A 20524-nucleotide genomic window follows, 5' to 3' on the forward strand; every position below is an offset into this window, starting at 1 on the left:
CCCGCCGCCCCCCCAGAACAACGAGACGAGCATGGCCCCGCCCGAGGTCGATGCGCCGTCGGAGAGGTCTTGCTTGTGGCTTCCTATTCCCTACGGCAACTGAAGTATTTCGTCACCACAGTCGAGTGCGGCAGCGTGGCCGAGGCCTCGCGCAAGCTGTATATCGCCCAGCCGTCGATCTCCACCGCGATCAAGGGACTGGAAGAGAGTTTCGGCCTGCAGTTGCTCATCCGCCACCATGCCCAGGGCGTGTCGCTGACCCCGGGTGGCGCGCGCTTCTACCGCAAGGCCCAGGAACTGCTGCGCATGGCCAAGGAGTTCGAGCAGAACGCCCTGGCCGACCTCGATGTGGTCGCCGGACAGATCGACATCGGCTGCTTCGAGACCGTCGCGCCGCTCTACCTGCCACGGCTGATCGCCGGCTTCAACGCGCTCTATCCCGGAGTGGAAATCCGCCTGCGCGATGGGGAGCAGCAGGAGCTGGTACAGGGTCTGACCGCCGGGCGTTTCGACCTGGCAATCCTCTACCAGCACGACCTCGACTCGACCATCGAAACCGAACCGCTGATGCCGCCACAGCGCCCCTACGCGCTGCTGCCGGCTGGCCACCGTTTCAGCCTCCAGGCGCAGGTGTCGCTGCGCGACCTGGCGCTGGAACCGCTGATCCTGCTCGACGTGCAACCGAGCCGCACCTACTTCGTCAGCCTGTTCGAAGAGCTCGGCCTGAGCCCGCATATCGCCTTCAGCTCGCCCTCGATCGAGATGGTCCGCGGCATGGTCGGCCAAGGTTTCGGCTTCTCGGTGCTGGTCACCCGCCCGCACGCGGAATGCACCTACGACGGGCAGAAGGTGGTGATGCTGGAGATTGAAGAGCCGGTAACCACCTCCGGGCTGGTGGCCGCCTGGCTGAAACGCGCGCCGCTGACCAAGCCGGCGCAACTGTTCGTCGACTACTGCAAGGAGCAGTTGGCGCCGGCCAAGGAAGCCGAACCAACCGGCTGAAATCAGCCGGCTTGCTGCAACCAGTCCGCCAACCGCTCCAGCAGCGCGTCGCACTCGCGCAGCTGGGCGAGGCTGACAAACTCGTCCGGCTTGTGCCCCTGCTCCATGCTGCCAGGGCCGCAGACCACAGTTGGAATACCCGCCTGAGCGAACAGTCCACCTTCGGTTCCGAAGGCCACGGTGCCGAACTCGCGCGAACCGCTGAGCAGTGCAATCAACTCCGCAGCGAAGCTGTGCGGCTCGGTGGCCAAGCCAGGGTAGGCACTCAAGGGCTCAAAGCTGATGCGGGTATCGGCCTGCACTTCCTGCATCTGCGGCAGCAGTTCGGTCGTGGCGTAATCCTGCAGTTGCTCGGCGACCTGTTGCGCATCGAAGTCCGGCAGGGCACGCACCTCGAAGTCGAACTGGCATTCGGCGGGGACTATGTTCAGCGCCCGACCACCGCCGATCACGCCGGTCTGCACCGTCGAGTAGGGCGGATCGAAGCGCGGGTCGTGCAAGGCCGGCCGGGCCAGCTCGGCGCCGATCTGGCCGAGCCGGCCGATCAGCCGAGCGGCGTACTCGATGGCATTCACCCCCTGCGGCGCATAGGCCGAATGGCAGGCAGCGCCCTGCACACAGCAGCGCATGGCGAGCTTGCCCTTGTGCCCGAGCACCGGGCGCATCTCGGTCGGCTCGCCGATGATGCAGGCGATCGGCTGGTGCGCGCGCCGCTCCAGTGCCTCCAGCAGCGAACGCACGCCGAGGCAGCCGACCTCCTCGTCATAGGAGAACGCCAGATGCACCGGCAGGCGCAGCGGCCGCGCGAGCAAGCGCGGCACCGCCGCCAGCACGCAGGCCAGGTAGCCCTTCATATCCGCCGTGCCGCGACCATAGAGGCGGCCGTCCCGCTCGCTCAACTTGAACGGATCGACCGTCCAGGCCTGGCCATCCACCGGCACCACGTCGGTGTGCCCGGACAAGGCAATCCCGCCGCGATCCGTAGGTCCAATCGTGGCGTACAGATTGGCCTTGGTTTTTTCTGCGTTGAACAACAGTTCGCTGACCACACCCAGACCCGCGAGGTAGTCGCGGATAAATTCGATCAGCGCCAGATTGGATTCGCGGCTGACGGTGTTGAAGGCGATCAGCCGTTCCAGCAGTTCACGGCTGCGCGACTCACTCATCGCCAGGCACGCCGTAGCTCGGCGCCTGGGTCGGGTCCAGCGCACGGGTGACGTAATCCTGCATCTGCGGCCGGTAAGCCTCCCAAAGCTGCCCGAGCCGGCCTATCGGGTCTTCCTCGACCCAGTCCACCCGCAGGTCGACTATTGGCCAGAGCAGGTCGCCGACCACCGACAGCGCCGCCGAATGCACCGGCCCGGCTTCGCCACCGGCCGCCATCGCCGCCTGCATGGCAGCGAGCAGGCGATCCGCCAAGGCTTCGCCCGCGCCGCCCTCGAAGGCCGTCACCATCGCCGCGATCACCGCCTGATTGGCCAACAGGTTGCCGGCGGCCACGCACTGCTCGCCGGCCAGGGCGTTATGCACACCGAGCGCTTCGCTGCCGGTGAACAGCGCCGTGGCGCCGTGCCGATCGATCACCGCGACCTGCCGATACTGGCTGAAGCCGTGCCGCGTCAGCGCTTTGTCCAGCGCTGCGCCGGCGCTTTCGCCGGCCTCCAGCAGGTCGAGAATTTCCGGGCCGAGGGCCGGCAGGGTGATGTTCTGCGTCGCCACCGCGCCGACTCCGGCGCGCAGCCAAGGGCAGCGGGCGCCGACGGCAATGCTCGACGAGCTGATCGCGATGCCGAGCTGACCGGTCTCGGCGCAACGACCGACGATGGAAAAGGTCATGCGTCCTCCTCGGGGATCACCGCGATCACGTCGATCTCCATCAACCACTGCGGCTGGCCGAGGCCGCTGATCACCAGGCCGGTGGAGATGGGGAACACGCCCTTCAGCCACTTGCCGACTTCCTGGTAGACCGGCTCGCGGTAGCGCGGGTCGATCAGGTAGGTGGTGGTCTTGACGATGTGCGACAGGTCGCTGCCGGCCTCTTCCAGCAGTTGCTTGACGTTCTTCATGGCCTGCTCGGCCTGGGCACGCGGGTCGCCCAGGCCGACCAGGTTGCCCTCGAAATCGGTGCCGATCTGGCCGCGCACGTACACGGTGTTACCGGCACGCACGGCCTGGCACAGGTCGTTGTCGAGGCTCTGGTTCGGATAGGTGTCCTTGGTGTTGAACATGCGGATACGGGTATGAGTAGGCATCAACGTGCTTCCATTAATCTGACTGTTTGAGCTGGCACATCGGGGCATGTGCCAGCGGGACTCTTCTTGCGCTCAGTCTTCTGCCTGGCGTTGCGCGGCATCGCGATAGGCGAGGTAGGTGCGCTGCGTGGCGATATGGCCGGCAATGTGCTTGGCATCGTGCCAAACGCCCCAGATAAAGGTGGAGCCACGGCGCGACAGCCACGGCAGGCCCAGGAAATAGACTCCGGGCTCGCTCGACACGCCGCGCTGATGCTGCGGCTTGCCCTTGGCGTCGAAGGCGTCGACCTGCAGCCAGCTGAAATCGACCGCATAGCCGGTGGCCCAGACGATCGAGCTGATGCCGGCCTCGGCCAGATCCAGCTCGAGAACCGGCTGGGTCACGCAGTCCGGATCCGGGAAGCTATGGCGGGCTTCGGGCTCCTCCGGCAGGTCGAGACCATTGCGGGCGATATAGGCATCGGCCGCATCCAGCAGCGCCAGATAGTTCTCGTCACCGCGCGCCAGATTGTCGGCCAGGTCCGCCTGGAAGGTCACCACGCCGTCGTCGAAGGACTTGGTCAAGCCGACCAGCGTCATGCCCTGATGGGCCAGGCCGCGGAAGTCGACCGTATGGCCGCCACGGGCGCCGCTGACGGCGATGGTGACATGCTCCTTGCCCGGCTGGGCGGCTTCCGCATCCCATTCGCCGAGCACGCCCAGCCACCAGCAGAAGTCACGGTTGCGATAGGCGCGCGGCGGACGGTCGTGCGGCCCGACCGAGAGGTAGACCTTCCTGCCGGCACGCTGCAGCTCGTCGGCGATCTGCACCCCCGAGGACCCGGCGCCCACCACCAGCACGGCCCCCTCGGGCAGCTGCTGCGGATTGCGATACTGGGCCGAGTGGATCTGGGTGAGCTTGTCATCTTTCGGCGCGACCGGCGGGATGATCGGACGCTGGAACGGCCCGGTGGCGGAGACCACGCGGTTGGCCAGGATCACGCCCTCGGAGGTTTCGATGGTGAAGCCCGGCCGGTCGGCATTGCGCACCACCTTCTTCACTTCCACACCGGTGCGGATGGGCGCTTTGAATTTCTTGGCATAGGCCTCGAAATAAGCCGCAACCCGCTCTTTCGGGGCAAAGGCGTCGGGCTCGAGATCGTCGAACGCCAGACCCGGAAAACGATCGTGCCAGGCCGGGCCATTGGCCACCAGCGAATCCCAGCGTCCCGTGCGCCAGGCTTCGGCGATCCGATTGCGCTCCAGGACCAGGTGGGGCACCCCGAGTTTGCTCAGGTGTTCGCTGATGGCCACGCCGGCCTGACCGGCGCCAACCACAAGCGTGTCGATTTCTGTTGTTTCAACTGTCACGCCTGTGTACTTCTGCAAGGCGGTTTGATTCAGGTCGGTCATGGCTTGCCTCCTCTGACTCCGAACATTGTTGTGCTACTGCTGCGGCTATCTGTGGGTGTTGGCCGCATTCTGTTCGGAGCCAGGGATTCGCGAAATTATGATTTTTGTACTCGCTGGCTAGGAAAAAGCTGCCCGCACGGAAAGCGCGGAGCCCGCATGGCAGGAGGCTTTGGCTATAGGTTTTTTAGCTTCAGGCGCGACACATTAGATAATTTCGCGAAGACGGCAGCGCTCGCAGAATCGGCGTCACCGTCAGCGCGTTGTCGACGAAAGTGTTTATTCGCCGCCGACAGCGAAGTTCGGCAGGCTGTTGACCGGCTGCGCGAAGTCGAAGGGAATCGACTCCAGCGCCAGGCCGACGTTGCGCTGCACCACGAAGTGCAGGTGCGGGCCGCTGCTGTTGCCGGTATTGCCGGAGCGCGCCAGTGGTGTGCCGAGGTCGACGCGCTGACCTTCGCCGACCAGCACCGAGCCGCGCATCAGGTGCAGGTAGACGCCCATGGTGCCGTCGTCATGCAGGATGCGCACGTAGTTGCCGGAAGGGTTGTTGCCACGGCCGTGTTGAGCGTTCTCGGTTTTCACCACCACCCCCGCCCGCGCCGAGACTATGGGCGTGCCTTCCGGCATGGCGATGTCGATGGCGTAACGGCCCTTCGGGGTGAAGTGGCTGTACTTGCCATTCGCCCCTTGGGTCATACGAAACGGCCCACCTCGCCAGGGCAATGGATAGTCGTAGAGCAACGGTTGCAAACGCGGATCGCCAAGGGCTGTACGCAGTTTTGGCGTGTAGCGCAGTGGCTTGTTCGGATCGCGTGGGGCCAGCGTCGCCAGGCGAATCTTGCTACGCGCCGGTAGCACCCAACGGATTGGCTCGTCCGGGGCGCCCGCGGCGTTTTCCACACCCGACAACCTCAGCTCCACCTCAACTGGCGCATACAGGTCATTGCGCACCAGCAAGGTTTCGCCGGCCGCGTGCTTCTTGGTTTCCAGCTTCACCTGCAGATCCAGACGCTCGACCATCCGCTCGCGAAAGACGAACACTTGCGCGCCGGCCGCGGCCTTGTCGGTGTAGGTGACCACGCCATTGGCATCGGTGTATTTGTAGATGGTCAAGGCCGCAGCCGGATTGGCCGCGGCGAGCAGACCACAGAGAAGGAAGAGGCGCCCTAGCATAACTGCAGAGTTCTTATGATTATGGGTGCCAGCAAGACTAGCAGCGCGCCTGGCCGCAGGCGAGCTACCGGCGGTCGGGCTGTGACGAAGCGCGCAGAGGCTGGGTGCAACCCGTCAAGTGCTCAGGACAGCGCCGCCCGGCCCTGTGCCGGACGGCGTAACCGCGCCCAAGGCTGGAACGCGAGGACTCAGTGGCCTTCGGTTTTATCGGCGCTGCCCTGCACTTCTTCCTTCATCCGCGCCAGGCCCAGGTGGCGCACGTCGGTGCCGCGCACCAGGTAGATCACCAGTTCGGCGATATTGCGGGCGTGGTCACCGATGCGCTCCAGCGAACGCAGGGCCCAGATGATGTTAAGCACGCGGGAAATCGCCCGCGGGTCTTCCATCATGTAGGTCACCAACTCGCGCAGGGCGGTCTTGTACTCGCGGTCGACGGTCTTGTCGTACTGCGCCACCGACAGCGCCAGGTCGGCATCGAAGCGGGCGAAGGCATCCAGCGCTTCCTGAACCATCTTGCGCACCTGCTCGCCGATATGCCGCACCTCGACGTAGCCACGCGGCGCTTCGCCTTCCTCGCACAGGAGGATGGCGCGCTTGGCGATCTTGGTCGCTTCGTCGCCGATGCGCTCGAGGTCGATCACCGACTTGGAGATGCTGATGATCAGGCGCAGGTCGGATGCCGCCGGCTGACGGCGGGCGAGGATGCGGATGCATTCTTCGTCTATGTTGCGCTCCATCTGGTTGATCTGGTCATCGACCTCGCGCACCTGCTGGGCCAGCCCGGAGTCGGCGTCGATCAGCGCGGTCACCGCGTCGTTGACCTGCTTCTCCACCAGGCCGCCCATGGCCAGGAGGTGACTGCGCACTTCTTCCAGCTCGGCGTTGAACTGCTGGGAGATGTGATGAGTAAGGCTGTCTTTGCTGATCATTTTCCGCTCCGCGAAAGCTTCAAGTAGGGTGCGCCGTGCGCACCGATTCAATGGTGCGCACAGCGCACCCTACAGAATCGGCGCTACTAGCCGTAGCGACCTGTGATGTAGTCCTCGGTCTGCTTCTTCGCCGGGTTGGTGAACAGCGTATCGGTATCACCGAACTCGATCAGTTTGCCCATGTACATAAACGCCGTGTAATCGGAAACCCGCGCCGCCTGCTGCATGTTGTGGGTGACGATGACGATGGTGTACTTGGATTTCAGCTCGTAGATCAGCTCTTCGACTTTCAGCGTCGAGATCGGGTCGAGCGCCGAGCAGGGTTCGTCCAGCAGCAGCACTTCCGGCGAGACGGCGATGGTGCGGGCGATCACCAGACGTTGCTGCTGACCACCGGAGAGGCCGAGCGCCGACTCGTGCAGGCGGTCTTTGACCTCGTCCCACAGCGCCCCGCCTTTGAGGGCCCACTCGACCGCTTCATCGAGCACGCGCTTCTGGTTGATGCCCTGGATGCGCAGGCCGTAGGCGACGTTCTCGTAGATGCTCTTGGGGAACGGGTTGGGCTTCTGGAACACCATGCCGACGCGCCGACGCAGTTCGGCCACATCCTCGCCTTTGCGATAGATGTTGCTGCCATCCAGATTGATCGCGCCGTCCACCCGGCAGCCGTCGACCAGGTCGTTCATGCGGTTGAAGCAGCGCAGCAGGGTCGACTTGCCGCAACCGGACGGGCCGATAAAGGCGGTGACGCGCTGCTTGGGGATATTCATCTTGACGTCGTAGAGCGCCTGCTTGTCGCCGTAGAACAGGCTCAAGCCAGGCACTTCCAGGGTCACGGCTTCTTCGGCCAGTTGCAGATTCTGTTTGTCACGGCCGAGGGCAGAGATGTTGATGCCGTGGGGCTGGGCTTCATGCTGCATGGGAAACTCCATACGCTAACAATTCGTTCGTTGAGCCATCCCCTCTCGCCAGTGGCGAGAGGGGGCTTAAAGCAATCAGTGATCCAGCGCCTTGTACTTCTCGCGCAGGTGGTTACGGATGGCCACGGCCGACAGGTTCAGCCCGGCGATCACCAGCACCAGCAACAGCGCGGTGGCGTACACCAACGGCCGCGCGGCCTCGACGTTGGGGCTCTGGAAGCCGACGTCGTAGATATGGAAACCCAGGTGCATGATCTTCTGATCCAGGTGCAGGTACGGGTAGTTGCCATCCACCGGCAACGACGGCGCCAGCTTGACCACCCCGACCAGCATCAAGGGTGCGACTTCACCGGCGGCACGTGCCACGGCCAGGATCATGCCGGTCATCATCGCCGGGCTGGCCATCGGCAGCACCACCTTCCACAGGGTCTCGGCCTTGGTTGCACCGAGCGCCAGGGAGCCTTCGCGCACCGCCCGCGGAATCCGCGCCAGACCTTCTTCGGTGGCGACTATCACCACCGGTACGGCGAGAATCGCCAGGGTCAGCGAGGCCCACAGCAGCCCCGGAGTACCGAAGGTCGGCGCCGGCAAGGCTTCCGGGAAGAACAGCTGATCGATCGAGCCGCCCAGCACATAGACGAAGAAGCCCAGGCCGAACACGCCGTAGACGATCGCCGGCACCCCGGCGAGGTTGTTTACCGCGATGCGGATCACCCGGGTCAGCGGGCCCTGGCGCGCATATTCACGCAGGTAGACCGCCGCCAGCACGCCGAACGGGGTGACCATCACCGCCATGATCAGGGTCATCATCACGGTGCCGAAAATCGCCGGGAAGATGCCGCCTTCGGTGTTGGCTTCACGCGGGTCGTCGCTGAGGAACTCCCACAGCTTGCCGAAGTACATGCCGAGCTTGGTGAACACCCCCATGGCGTTCGGCTGGTAGGCGTGAACGATCTTGCCCAGGCTGATTTCCAGCTCTTTGCCATCGGCCTCTCGGACCACGATGCTGTCGCGATCGACCGCCTGGTGCAACTCGAGCAGCTTGCCTTCCAGCGCCTTGTATTGCGCATCGAATTCGGCGACCTCTGCGGCAATATCGGCCTGCGCAGCCGCATCCAACTTGCCATCGAGCTCCAGCTTGCGGCTCTTCAGCCGCAGGCGTTCGAGCTCATGGTTGATCGCGCCGATGTCTTTCTTCTCGAGCTGACTGAGTTCCTTGGCCAGACCGACGACGCGGGCAATGCGCTCCTGCAGCGTCGGCCAGCCGGCCTCGCCTTCGGCAATGACCTTGCCCTGTTCCTTGACGCTGACCAGGTAGCCGTAGAAGTTGCCCCACTCGCGGCGCTCCAGGGTCATCAGCTCGGCCGGCTGGGTCTGCCCCACCAGCCACTCGCCGACCACCCAGGTGAAGTCGCTGCCGTACAGATCGCGGTTGCCGACCTTGATCAGCTCGCGGGTCATGAACTCCGGGCCCTGCTCCGGCACCGGCAGGCCGGCCCCTTGCAGGCGGGCGCGCGGTACTTCTTCGGCCTGCACCAGCTCGCCGATCAGGCTATGCACCGCCTGCCCCGGCACTTCATAACGCGCCTGCAGCAGGTCCGCCGGCCAGAAATGGCCGAGGCCGCGCACGGCGATCACCAGCAACAAGCCCAGGGTCATGATCACCGCGATCGATACCGCACCACCGCTCAGCCAGACACCCGGTGAACCGCTCTTGATCCAGTTTTTTAGAGAATTCTGTTTCACGGAGTTCTACCTTCTTAGAGCGCTGCGTATTTCTTGCGCAGGCGCTGACGGATCAGTTCGGCCAGGGTGTTCATCACGAAGGTGAACATCAGCAACACCAGCGCGGAGAGGAACAGCACGCGGTAATGGCTGCCGCCTACTTCGGACTCGGGCATTTCCACCGCCACGTTCGCGGCCAGGGTGCGCATGCCTTCGAACAGGTTCATCTCCATGACCGGGGTGTTGCCGGTGGCCATCAGCACTATCATGGTCTCGCCGACGGCGCGGCCCATGCCGATCATCAAGGCCGAGAAGATCCCCGGGCTGGCGGTCAGGATCACCACTCGCGTCATGGTCTGCCACGGCGTCGCACCGAGCGCCAGGGAGCCCAGGGTCAGGCTGCGCGGCACACTGAACACGGCGTCTTCGGCAATCGAATAGATGTTCGGGATCACCGCAAAACCCATCGCCAGGCCGACGATCAGGGCGTTGCGCTGGTCATAGGTGATGCCCAGGTCATTGGAAATCCACAGGCGCATGTCGCCGGCGAAGAACCAGTTTTCCATGTGCGGGCTCATGCCCAGCGCCAGCGCGCCGACCAGCAGCACCACCGGAATCAGGGTCAAGGCTTCCCAACCTTCAGGGACTCGCAGGCGGATCGACTCCGGCAGCCGACTCCACAGCCAACCGGCCAGCAATATGCCGATGGGGGTCAGCAACAGCAGGCTGAAGATCCCCGGCAGATGGCCTTCGACATAGGGCGCCAGGAACAGGCCGGCGAAGAAGCCGAGAATCACCGTCGGCATCGCTTCCATCAGCTCGATCACCGGCTTGACCTTACGGCGCATGCGCGGCGCCATGAAATAGGCGGTGTAGATCGCCGCGGCAATCGCCAGCGGTGCGGCCAGGAGCATGGCGTAGAAGGCCGCTTTAAGCGTGCCGTAGGTCAGCGGCGCCAAGCTCAGCTTGGGCTCGAACTCGGTGTTGGCGGCCGTCGATTGCCAGATGTACTTGGGTTCGTCGTAACTCTCGTACCAGACCTTGCCCCACAGCGCACTGAAGGAGACTTCCGGGTGCGGGTTGCTCAAGGTCAGCGGGTGCAAGCTGTTGCCGGCCTCGACCAACACCCGGTTGGCCCGTGGCGACAGGGCCAACATGCCAGCGCCGTCGACGACCGGCTCGATCAACAAGGTGCGCTGGGCGGTGCTGTGGAACACCCCCAGCTTGCCGCTGGCGTCCAGCGCGACGAAGCCTTTGCGGCGTTCTTCGGCATTGATCTGGATGATCGGCGCAGTGCCCTGCTGGAAGTCGCGAATGTGCTTGAAACGCGGCTCGCCATCCGGATCACGGGCCATGAACCACTGGGCGATGCCGCCTTTGGAGTTACCGATGATCAACGAAATGCCACCGAGCAACTGAGTGCTGGCGGTGACTTCGGTGTCGGCATCGTCCAACAGCTTGTAGCGGCCGTTCAACGAACGCTGCTGCAGGCTGTAGACATCCGCCTGCGCCCGGCCATTGAGGACATACAGCCACTGCTGACGCGGGTCGATGTACAGCGCCTTGATCGGCTCGGCGATCTGCGGCAGGACGATGCGTTCTTCCGCCAGCGTGGTCTCGCCGGTGAGCATGTTCTCTTCCTGCACCAGCGACAGCAGGTGCAGTTCAGTACCGGTGGAGCCGACCAACAACAGGGTGTCGTCATTCACGCCGAGGCTGACATGCTCCAGCGCCCGGCCCTGCGGGTCCAGGCTCAGCGGCGCCTGGCCGTAGGGGTAATCGATCTGCGGACTGATGGTTTTCTGGTTGTCCGGGTAGGTCACTTTGTAAACGTGCTTGAACGCCAATGCCTGACCATTCGACAAGCCCAGCACGACCAAGTTAGTGCCTGGCTGGTCCTGGCCCAGCGAGACCACTTGGCTACCGGCCGGTAGCGGCAAGCTGACGCGTTTGAGTTCTGCACCGGTTTTCGCGGCAAAGAACAGCACCTCGCCCTTGGCGGACACCCGCATGGCGACCTGGTTTTGCTCTTCGATGGTGAGCAGCAGCGGCTTGCCGGCGTCCTGCAACCAGGCTGGGCTCTGCACTTTCTTGGCCGTCAGCTCGGCACCCTGGAACAGTGGCAGCACCACCAAAGCGAGGTAGAAGAAAATCAGCGTGATCGCGCCGAGCACGGCGAGGCCGCCGATCAGCACGTACCAACGGGTCAGGCGATCTTTAAGCGCACGCAGGCGGCGCTTGCGCTTGAGTTCGGGCGTATTGAAATCAATCCGCACCGGAGGGGGATTAGCAGTCATGGTGGAGTTGGCCAAATCGTTCATGCGCACACCCTAGCGGCTCTGTATGACAGAAACATGACAACGCAGTGACGCAAAAAACCCGCCGACCAGTAACACTAGTAGCGGGCCTGCGCAATGCGAGGCCAGGGGTCACCCAACCTCGCTTGAGATTCATGCCGAGGCAGCCGGTAAGCCGCCTCCGCACCTGGGCATATTACAGACCCAGTTCTTTCAGCGTCTTCTCAACCACTTTGGCCGGCACCGGGATGTAGCCGTCTTTGACCACGACTTGCTGACCGGCTTGCGACAGCACCAACTTCACGAACTCGGCTTCCAGCGGAGCCAGCGGCTTGTTCGGTGCCTTGTTGACGTAAACGAACAGGAAGCGCGACAACGGGTACTTGCCGTTCAGGGCGTTCTCTTCGGTGGCCTCATAGGCTTCGCCGCCTTTCTTCGACAGCGCGACGGCCTTGACGCTGGCGGTCTTGTAGCCGATGCCGGAGTAGCCGATGCCGTTCAACGACTGGCTGATCGACTGCACCACCGAGGCGGAACCCGGCTGCTCGTTGACGTTGCCCTTGAAGTCGCCTTTGCACAGGGCCTCTTCTTTGAAGTAGCCATAGGTGCCGGATACCGAGTTACGCCCGAACAGCTGAACCGGCTTCTTCGCCAGGTCGCCGGTCAGACCCAGGTCGCCCCAGGTCTTGACGTTGCCGCCGCCACACAGGCGGGTGGCGGAGAAGATGCCGTCCACCTGGGCCATGTCCAGGCTCTTGATCGGGTTGTCCTTGTGCACGAACACGGCCAGGGCGTCGACCGCAACCGGGACGGCAGTCGGCTTGTAGCCGTACTTCTCTTCGAACGCCTGCAACTCGACGTCCTTCATCTTGCGGCTCATCGGGCCCAGGTTGGCGGTGCCCTCGGTCAGCGCCGGCGGTGCGGTGGAGGAGCCAGCAGCCTGGATCTGGATGTTGACGTTCGGGTACAGACGCTTGTACTCCTCGGCCCACAGAGTCATCAGGTTAGCCAGGGTGTCGGAGCCGACGCTGGACAGGTTGCCGGAAACGCCGGTGGTCTTGGTGTAGGCCGGAATAGCCGGGTCAACAGCGGCAACCGCGCTTGCGGTGGCGACGCCAGCGGCGACAAAAGTCAGGGCCGCCATCAAACGCTTCAGTTTCATGCCTTACTCCTAGCAGGATAGGGGTGTGATGGATCGGGCCCAAGTATCTGTAGGCCGTATGAACACTCTATGAACCGAATGTGACAATTAGATTAAAGGCCGGCATAAAAATAAGACCCGCAATTGGCGGGCCTTTGGTCGGTAAATTCTGGGTTTGACAGCCTGTTCAGCGCACCTTGCGCACGAGATACAGGCCAATCAACAACCCCAGCCCGCACAGCGCGGCAACGTAATAGGCCGGGGCCAGGGGGTCGGCCTTGAGCAGCAGGGTCACCAGCACCGGCGTCAACCCACCGAAGAGGGCGTAAGCCAGGTTGTAGGAGAACGACAAGCCGGAAAAGCGCACCACCGCCGGGAAGGCGTTAACCATCACATAGGGCACCGCGCCGATCATGCCGACACACAAACCGGTCAGCCCATAGAGCGGGAGCAGCCAGTCCGGATGCGCGCCGAGGCGGGTATAGAAGGTCCAGGAACTCGCCAGCAGCAACAGGCTGCCGAGCATAAAGACCCGCCCGGCGCCGAAACGGTCGGCCAGGGCGCCCGCCGCGACGCAACCCACGCCGAGGCAGACGATGGCCAGGCTATTGGCCTGCAGTGCGGTGGCGGCGTCGAAGCCGTACAGGGTCTGCAACAGGGTCGGGGTCATCAGGATCACCACTATGATCCCGGCCGACAGCACCCAGGTCAGCAGCATCGACAACAGGATCGCGCCGCGGTGCTCGCGCACCACGGTCTTCAGCGGCACTTCCGCGGCCAGCGCCTTGCGCTGTTGCAACTCGGCGAACACCGGCGTCTCGTGCAGCCAGCGGCGCAGATAGACGGCGAACAGCCCGAACACGCCGCCGAGCAAGAATGGAATCCGCCAGCCATAGGCCAACACCTCCTCTGCGCTATAGAGGCTGTTGATCAGCGTCGCCACCAGCGAGCCCAGCAAGATACCGGCGGTCAGCCCCGAAGTCAGGGTGCCGCAGGCGTAGCCGACATGCCGCGCCGGCACGTGCTCGGCGACGAACACCCAGGCGCCGGGCACTTCACCGCCAATCGCCGCGCCCTGAATCACCCGCAGCAGCAACAGCATGAGCGGCGCCCAGATGCCGATCTGCCCGTAGGTTGGCAGCAGGCCCATCAGCAGCGTCGGCACCGCCATCATAAAGATGCTCAAGGTGAACATCTTCTTGCGCCCCAGCAGATCGCCGAAATGCGCCATCACAATGCCGCCGAGCGGGCGCGCCAGGTAACCGGCGGCAAAAATCCCGAAGGTCTGCAGCTGCCGCAGCCACTCAGGCATTTCGGCGGGGAAGAACAGTTTGCCGACGACGGCGGCGAAGAACACGAAGATGATGAAGTCGTAGAACTCCAGCGCGCCGCCCAAGGCGGACAACGACAGGGTCTTGTAGTCGCTGCGGGTCAGCGAAGATGGCGGCAGCACAGCGCTAGTGGACACAGATGACATGGCGGTAGGCTTCTCAAAGGCAGACAGCAGCCGGCGATGCGGCAGGCCCGCCCGGCAGGTGCGGAACGATAACAAATTGCCGCGAACCGACACAGCCTCTGACATCTGACCGGTCAATTCTAGAACCGGGCGGTCGTCGCCCGACGCAACGCCCGATATACTGCCCGTTATTAGCCGCTCGCCAGGCCACAAGCTCAACCAGAGCGGCCGGGTTGCGAAGTCGCCCGACCACCACGCGCCACTAAATAAGAGTTATGGGTCAGAGGCACCCTAGGCATGATCGAACTCGAACAAGAAGACCCCACCCCCCAGGGCGACCTGGCCCTGCAAATCACCGCGTTACCGCGCGAAACCAACGGCTTCGGCGACATTTATGGCGGCTGGCTGGTCTCGCAGATGGATCTCGCCGGGACGGCCATGGCCAGCAAGGTCGCCGGGGGCCGGGTCTCCACCGTCGCCATCGACCGCATGGCCTTTCTGGTACCCGTGGCTGTAGGCGCGCAATTGTCCTTCTATAGCCAGACCCTGGAGATCGGCCGCAGCTCGATCCAGATGCTGGTCGAGGTGTGGAGCGACGATCCACTGTCCAGCGAATGGCGCAAGGTCACCGAAGCGGTGTTCGTCTTCGTCGCCATCGACGGCAGCGGCCGCACCCGCCCGGTGCCACCGCGCCGCTGAAACCCCGCCCGGCGCCGATCAGCGCGCAATAAGAAGCACCGGCCACAGCGTCGGTGTTTTTGCTATTCCCCATCCACCGCGCGGCCTGCAGCTAGCCCGTCAGGCTTATTGGCCGGGCCGCTACTCACTGCGCAGAGCCGCCACCGGATGCAAGCGCGCTGCCCGGAGTGCCGGCGCCAGGCCGGCGAGAATGCCGATCGCCGCCGCCAGCAGCAGCGCCAGCAGCAGGAACTGCGGCTGCAGCGACAAGGGCAGGCTCGGCATGGCCAGGTGCAGCAGCCCGAGCAGCAGGCCCATCAACAACAAACCAAGCAGACCACCGGCCAGGGACAGCAGCGTCGCCTCGGCGAGAAACAACCCGAGTACCTGCCGCGGGCTGGCGCCGATCGCCCGCAACAGACCGATTTCCGCCGTGCGCTCGCCCACAGTGGTGGTCATGATGGTGAGAATGCCGACGGCGCCGACCAACAGGGAAATCCCCCCCAAGGCACCGATGGCCAGGGTCAGAGTGCCGAGGACACGGTTGAAGCTGCGCAGCATGTCGTCCTGGGTGCTCAGGCTGAAGTCCTCCTCGCCGTGCCGTTCGCCGAGCACCTGGCGAAGCTGCCGGCTCAACGCCCGCGACGTGGTGCCGGCGCCGAACACCAGATGGATCTTGACCACCCCGGTTCGGTTGAACAGGCTTTCGGCCCAATCCACCGGGATATAGGCGATATCGTCGAGGTTGAAGCCGAGCAGCTGGCCCTTCTCCTCCATCACGCCGATCACCCGGAAACGTACTCCACCGACGCGGATCAGCTCTCCCAGCGGGTTGCGTGAACCGAACAGCTCCACGCGCAGCTTGTGGCCGAGCACCACATAGGGCGGCGAACGACCGTCACGGGCCGCGGGCAGGAACTCGCCCAGGCTCAGCTGCATGCGCCAGGCCTGCGGCAGCTGATGACCGCCACCGAGAATGTCGCTGCGCCGGCTCAGTTGACCGAACTGGACATCGCCGCTGCCCTGAATGATCGGCACCGCCGCCTCGACATGCGGCAGGCGCCGCAGTGCGTCGGCATCACCGATGGTCAGCGGCCGCACGCTGCCGAGCAGGCCACCGAGGCCGCTGGTCTGCGTCTTGCCCGGGCGCACGGTGATGATCCGCGTACCGAACTGCGAGAAATTCTCCAGCACATAGCCGCGCACCCCTTCGCCGATGGCCGTGAGCAGCGCCACGGCAGCAATCCCGATCGCCACCCCAAGCAAGGTCAGCAGGCTGCGCAAAGGCCGGCTGGTCAGCGCCGTGCCGGTCAGCCGCAAACCATCTTGCCAACGCATCAGTGCGCTCCCGGCGGGCGTAGCGCCGCCACCGGCTCCAGCGCCGCGGCCCGCGCGGCCGGCAGCCAGGCGAACAGCAGTGCCGTGCCGAGCGCCAGCAACAGCGCGCTCGCCCGCGCCCACCAGGGTGCATACAGCGGCAGCTCGAATGCCAGGCGCCCGAGCCAGAGCACCGTTTCGGCCAGCAGCAGCCCCGCCAGCGCCCCCGTCAGGGCGAGCAGCGCCGCCTCGCCGAGAAACAGCAGGCGCAGCTGCGCCGCCGTGACGCCGATGGCCTTGAGCAGGCCGATCTCGGCGCTGCGCTGGCTCACCGCGATCCAGGTCACGTTCATGATCAGGATGCCCGCCACCAGCAGGCTGATCGCGGCAATCCCGGCCACCGCCAGGGTCAGCACCGCGAGGATCTCGTCGAAGGCGGCGAGCAGGCTGTCCTGGCTGATCAGGGTGATGTCCTCCTTACCCTCGTGGCGCTCCTTGAGCGCGGCGAGTATCAGCCGCTTGCTGCGGTCCAGAAAGCTCGGCCCATGGACCTCGACGAACACCCGCAACAACCCCTCGCGGTTGAACAAGGCCTGGGCGCTGGCCACCGGGATGATCAGCATTTCGGCGAAATCCATTCCCAGGGATTCACCCCGCTCACCGAGGATACCGACCACCCGGAAGCGCCGGTCGCCGGCACGCAACCATTCACCCAGGGCCGGTCGCGCACCGAATAGCTCGCGCCTGAGTTTGCCGCCGATCACGCAGACGGCCTCGGCCTGCTCCGGGTCCAGCACCGGCAGGGGCTGGCCCTGGACGACCCACAGTTGGCGAATGGCGAAGAACTCCCGGCTGGTGCCCAGGGTCAGCACCTCACGGTTGCGGTTGCCGACGACCACCTCCATCTGCCCGGCCTGCAGCGGCGCGACCCGGCGGATGCCCGGCAGCCGGGCGATGGCCTGAACGTCCTGCAGGGTCAACTCGTGCGGTGTCAGGCCGGTGAGCGGCGGCATGCGCCCAGTGGTTTCCTTGCGGCCCGGGAACACGATCAGGATGTCGCGCCCGAGCAGCGAGAACTCGTTGAGGACGAAGGCCCGCGCCCCCGCGCCAAGACCGGTAAGCAGATTGACCGCCACCACCCCGATAGCGATGGCCAGGAGCAGCATCAGGCTGCGCGAGCGGTGCCCACGCAAGGCGCCGAGCCAGAAGCCCAGGGTATCGGCGGCGCGCATCAGGCCGGCGCCCGCGGCGGCGAAGCACTGACGATCTGCCCATCGCGCATGTGCAACTGGCGCTGCGCACGGGCGCCCAGGCTGTCGTCGTGAGTCACCACGATCAGGGTCAGCCCTTCGGCATTGAGCTCTTCGAGCAGGCTGAAGACCTCGGCGCCGGCATGGCTGTCGAGATTGCCGGTAGGCTCGTCGGCCAGCAGCAGCGCCGGTCGCATGACCATCGCCCGGGCGATGGCGACTCGCTGGCGCTGGCCCCCGGACAGTTCGGCCGGGCGGTGGGCAATGCGCTCGCCCAGCCCCAGGCGCGCCACCAATTCGCCGCTGCGCTTGCGCCGCTGCGCCGCGTCGATGCCGGCGAGCACCATCGGCAGCTCGATGTTTTCCAGCACCGTCAGCCGCGCGATCAAATGGTAGGACTGGAACACGAAGCCGATCAGTCGGCTGCGCAACTGGGCGCGCCGCGCCTCGCTCAGCGTCGCCGTGGCCTCGTCCTGCAGCCAGTACTCGCCGGCACTCGGCGCATCGAGCAAACCGAGGATATTCAGCAGGGTCGACTTGCCCGAACCCGACGGCCCCATCACCGCCATATAGTCACCGGCGGCGACGTCCAGATCCAAGCCATCCAGCCCCATCACCTGCTGCTCGCCCAATTGGAAACTGCGACTGCCGCCGCGCAGGCGGATCATTGCTCGGGCTCCGCAGCATCCTCCGGGATCACTGCCACGGCATCCTTGAGCCCTTCCTGATCGAGGCTGGCAACGATCCGCGCGCCCTCGTCCAGCCCTGCGAGCACCTCGCTCCAGCGCCAGTTGCTCAGCCCGGTTTGCACTGCCACCTCGCGCAGCACCCGTGCGCTCGGGTCATAGCGCAGCACGCGCTGCCCCTCCAGCAGCGTCTCGGTGGGAATGCGCAGAGCATCTGCGCGCTGCTCCAGGAGGATCTCGACATCGGCGCTATAACCGGTGAGCAGGGCCAGGTCGGCCGGCGGCTGGTCGAAGCGCACCTCGACATCGACGGTGCGCGCCTGCTTCTCCAGGTCCCGCACATAGGGCGCGATGCGGCTGACACGACCGGCGAAATACTGGCCACGGAAGGCATCCAGGCTGATCCGTACGGCGGTTCCGGGGCGGACCCGCGCAGCGTCCACCTCATCGATCGGCGCCTCTACATACAGGCAGCTGTCATCGATCAGATCGACCGCCGGCGGCGTGGGAATACCCGGCGGCGAAGGGGTGACGAACTCGCCGAGTTCGCCGTTGATCTCTGCGACTATGCCGGCGAAGGGCGCCCGCAGGGTCGCCTGATCCAGCAGCGAGCGTTGCAACTGCAAGCTGGCGTCGGCCTCGCGGATCAGCACAGCGCTGGCGCTGCAGATCAACTTTGCCAAGTGAGCCCTGGTTTCGGCCTGATCGAGGCGATCGGCGGCAACCAGCTTGCGGTCAGCCAGGTGGCGCAGGCGATCGAGGTCGCGCTGGTCCAGACGCGCCTGCTGGCAGCGCTGTTCGCGGGCGTTGCCTTGGGCCTCCAGCCGCGCCTCGGCCTCCTGCAGCCGGGCCTGCTGTTCGTCCTGGCGCAAGCGCATCAGCACCTGACCGGGCTGGACCCGCTGGCCCTCGCCGATCAGCAACTCGGCAACCTGGCCGCCGACATTGAAGGACAGGTGCGAGCGTCGACAGGACTTCAGCGTACCCGCGCGGGTATTGGCCACCAGCGTTTCCACCGGCCCACGCTCTACCTCCAACAGCCTGACCGGCAAGGGTTGGGGACGAGTCAACCAGCCGCCCAACACCACCAGACAGGCCAGTATCGACGAGCCAATCAGTAATTTGCGCATGGACTGCACCTCCTCCCCACACGGCTTGAGCCTAGGTCAGCGGGGCAAAAGCTCAACGCAAAACGCCATTTATCTGACTATTTTCGGACGAGCGTCAGATTAATGACGAATGAGATTTATTTTCTCTCGCAACTGCTATCGCTCAGCGTTGCCAACTCAACAAAATTCCTTGTCGCGGCGGCGCTACGGCGTCGGAATATCTCCGGAAACTGTGTCACGCTTTCCCCATAGCCATCCTGCGGAGCCCTGCCATGAACAGTGAAACAACCACCCCACAAGTCGAGCGCGTGGAGCTGGACGAGCTGGTCTGCTGGCGGGTCCGCACCGCGCAGGCGGAGCTACTGGTGGCGCAGCAAGGCGCGCAGGTGCTGAGTTACCAACGGCATGGCGAGCCGCCACTGATCTGGCTCAGCGAACAAGCGGCCTACAAGAAGGGCCAATCGGTGCGCGGCGGAGTGCCGGTGTGCTGGCCCTGGTTTGGCGACCTGGCGCGCAACCCGCACAGCGTCCAGGCGATGCACCAAGGCGGCAGAATCGGCGTGCCGGCCCACGGTCCAGTGCGCGGGCTGGACTGGGAGTTGCTCGGCATCGACACCGAAGATTCCGCCGTGCGCCTGGACTTCACCTTTAGCCCTGCGCATCACAGCCTGCCGGGCTGGCCGCATGCGGTCGAACTGCAACTGAGCATCCGCCTCGACGACCGCCTGAGCCTAAGCCTGACCAGCCACAACCTGGGCGACACCCCGGTCGCCCTGTGCCAGGCGCTGCACACCTACTTCGCCGTCAGCGACATCCGCCAAGCCAGCGTCGAAGGCTTAGCCGGCAGCCACTACATCGAAACACTCGAAAGCTGGCTGCCCTGCCAGCAGAGCGGCGCCCTGCAGTTTCGCGGCGAGACGGATCGCATCTACCTGAATACCCCGACCCAACTCAGCATCCTCGACCCTGGCTGGCAGCGACGGATTCAACTGCACACCAGCGGCTCGCGCTCGGCCGTGCTGTGGAACCCATGGAGCGACAAAGCCCAGCGCCTCAGCCAATTCGCCGCTGACGCCTGGCAAGGCATGCTCTGCATCGAGACCGCGAATGTGCTGGACGATGTCCTGCTACTCGCCCCCGGCGAACAACAGAGCATGGCGGTGACGTTGTGGGCGGAGCCGTTGAGCCACTGATAAT

Annotated in this window: 18 protein-coding genes; 3 read left to right on the top strand and 15 right to left on the bottom strand. The window is 64.8% G+C overall.

Features of this window, described 5'->3' with window-relative positions:
- The first annotated feature begins 75 nt into the window (after positions 1 to 75).
- The gene (locus FFS13_RS01900) at positions 76 to 1002 is read left to right on the top strand and encodes a LysR family transcriptional regulator (protein WP_137817438.1); all 927 of its coding nucleotides are present in this window, start codon (positions 76 to 78) and stop codon (positions 1000 to 1002) included.
- Positions 1003 to 1004: 2 nt separating this feature from the next.
- On the opposite strand, the gene argE is transcribed toward FFS13_RS01900, so the two are convergent.
- From argE to FFS13_RS01955, 11 genes are all read right to left on the bottom strand, one after another.
- Positions 1005 to 2168 carry an acetylornithine deacetylase gene (gene argE / locus FFS13_RS01905; RefSeq protein WP_137817439.1) on the bottom strand — a complete coding sequence of 388 codons (1164 nt, stop codon included), beginning with the start codon at positions 2166 to 2168 and terminating at the stop codon, positions 1005 to 1007.
- Positions 2161 to 2838, bottom strand: coding sequence for a DUF1028 domain-containing protein (locus FFS13_RS01910; protein WP_137817440.1), 678 nt, complete (start codon positions 2836 to 2838; stop codon positions 2161 to 2163). Before FFS13_RS01910 ends, argE begins: the two co-directional genes overlap by 8 nt.
- Positions 2835 to 3254 (bottom strand): RidA family protein, encoded by a 420-nt coding sequence (locus tag FFS13_RS01915; protein ID WP_137817441.1) that lies wholly within the window; start codon positions 3252 to 3254, stop codon positions 2835 to 2837. Before FFS13_RS01915 ends, FFS13_RS01910 begins: the two co-directional genes overlap by 4 nt.
- A gap of 72 nt (positions 3255 to 3326) precedes the next feature.
- Complete coding sequence (locus FFS13_RS01920) at positions 3327 to 4646, bottom strand: NAD(P)/FAD-dependent oxidoreductase (protein ID WP_137817442.1); 1320 nt, start codon at positions 4644 to 4646, stop codon at positions 3327 to 3329.
- A gap of 276 nt (positions 4647 to 4922) precedes the next feature.
- On the bottom strand, positions 4923 to 5819 hold the full coding sequence (locus FFS13_RS01925) for a peptidoglycan DD-metalloendopeptidase family protein (RefSeq protein ID WP_137817443.1): 897 nt from the start codon (positions 5817 to 5819) through the stop codon (positions 4923 to 4925).
- A 188-nt stretch (positions 5820 to 6007) separates the two neighbouring features.
- Positions 6008 to 6748 (bottom strand): phosphate signaling complex protein PhoU, encoded by a 741-nt coding sequence (phoU, locus tag FFS13_RS01930; RefSeq protein WP_137817444.1) that lies wholly within the window; start codon positions 6746 to 6748, stop codon positions 6008 to 6010.
- Between the two features lie 86 nt (positions 6749 to 6834).
- A complete protein-coding gene (pstB, locus tag FFS13_RS01935; RefSeq protein WP_137817445.1) occupies positions 6835 to 7668 on the bottom strand; it encodes a phosphate ABC transporter ATP-binding protein PstB in 834 nt (277 codons plus the stop codon).
- 75 nt (positions 7669 to 7743) lie between these two features.
- Complete coding sequence (pstA, locus tag FFS13_RS01940; RefSeq protein WP_137817446.1) at positions 7744 to 9414, bottom strand: phosphate ABC transporter permease PstA; 1671 nt, start codon at positions 9412 to 9414, stop codon at positions 7744 to 7746.
- Between the two features lie 14 nt (positions 9415 to 9428).
- The gene (locus tag FFS13_RS01945; protein WP_171006407.1) at positions 9429 to 11462 is read right to left on the bottom strand and encodes an ABC transporter permease subunit; all 2034 of its coding nucleotides are present in this window, start codon (positions 11460 to 11462) and stop codon (positions 9429 to 9431) included.
- Positions 11463 to 11886: 424 nt separating this feature from the next.
- On the bottom strand, positions 11887 to 12852 hold the full coding sequence (locus FFS13_RS01950) for a phosphate ABC transporter substrate-binding protein PstS family protein (protein WP_137817448.1): 966 nt from the start codon (positions 12850 to 12852) through the stop codon (positions 11887 to 11889).
- Positions 12853 to 13018: 166 nt separating this feature from the next.
- The gene (locus FFS13_RS01955; protein ID WP_137817449.1) at positions 13019 to 14308 is read right to left on the bottom strand and encodes an MFS transporter; all 1290 of its coding nucleotides are present in this window, start codon (positions 14306 to 14308) and stop codon (positions 13019 to 13021) included.
- 276 nt (positions 14309 to 14584) lie between these two features.
- Here FFS13_RS01955 and FFS13_RS01960 point away from each other — a divergent pair, with 276 nt between their 5' ends.
- Entirely contained in the window at positions 14585 to 14986 is a 402-nt protein-coding gene (locus FFS13_RS01960; RefSeq protein ID WP_119953150.1) for an acyl-CoA thioesterase, read from the top strand.
- A 120-nt stretch (positions 14987 to 15106) separates the two neighbouring features.
- Here the strand turns inward: FFS13_RS01960 and FFS13_RS01965 are convergent, their stop codons facing one another.
- From FFS13_RS01965 to FFS13_RS01980, 4 genes are read right to left on the bottom strand one after another with little or no spacing between them, the layout of a single operon-like run.
- Entirely contained in the window at positions 15107 to 16303 is a 1197-nt protein-coding gene (locus FFS13_RS01965) for an ABC transporter permease (RefSeq protein ID WP_137817450.1), read from the bottom strand.
- Positions 16303 to 17514, bottom strand: coding sequence for an ABC transporter permease (locus FFS13_RS01970; RefSeq protein WP_137817451.1), 1212 nt, complete (start codon positions 17512 to 17514; stop codon positions 16303 to 16305). The genes FFS13_RS01965 and FFS13_RS01970 overlap by 1 nt, the downstream gene beginning before the upstream one ends.
- Positions 17514 to 18200, bottom strand: a complete 687-nt coding sequence (locus tag FFS13_RS01975) for an ABC transporter ATP-binding protein (RefSeq protein WP_137817452.1) — start codon at positions 18198 to 18200, stop codon at positions 17514 to 17516. The genes FFS13_RS01970 and FFS13_RS01975 overlap by 1 nt, the downstream gene beginning before the upstream one ends.
- The gene (locus tag FFS13_RS01980; RefSeq protein WP_137817453.1) at positions 18197 to 19348 is read right to left on the bottom strand and encodes an efflux RND transporter periplasmic adaptor subunit; all 1152 of its coding nucleotides are present in this window, start codon (positions 19346 to 19348) and stop codon (positions 18197 to 18199) included. The genes FFS13_RS01975 and FFS13_RS01980 overlap by 4 nt, the downstream gene beginning before the upstream one ends.
- Before the next feature lie 251 nt (positions 19349 to 19599).
- On the opposite strand from FFS13_RS01980, the gene FFS13_RS01985 reads away from it, so the two are divergent.
- Positions 19600 to 20520, top strand: a complete 921-nt coding sequence (locus FFS13_RS01985; RefSeq protein ID WP_137817454.1) for a D-hexose-6-phosphate mutarotase — start codon at positions 19600 to 19602, stop codon at positions 20518 to 20520.
- The last annotated feature ends 4 nt before the right edge of the window (positions 20521 to 20524 follow it).

This window comes from Pseudomonas sp. 2FG (genome assembly GCF_005502935.1).
Classification (GTDB): Bacteria; Pseudomonadota; Gammaproteobacteria; order Pseudomonadales; family Pseudomonadaceae; genus Aquipseudomonas.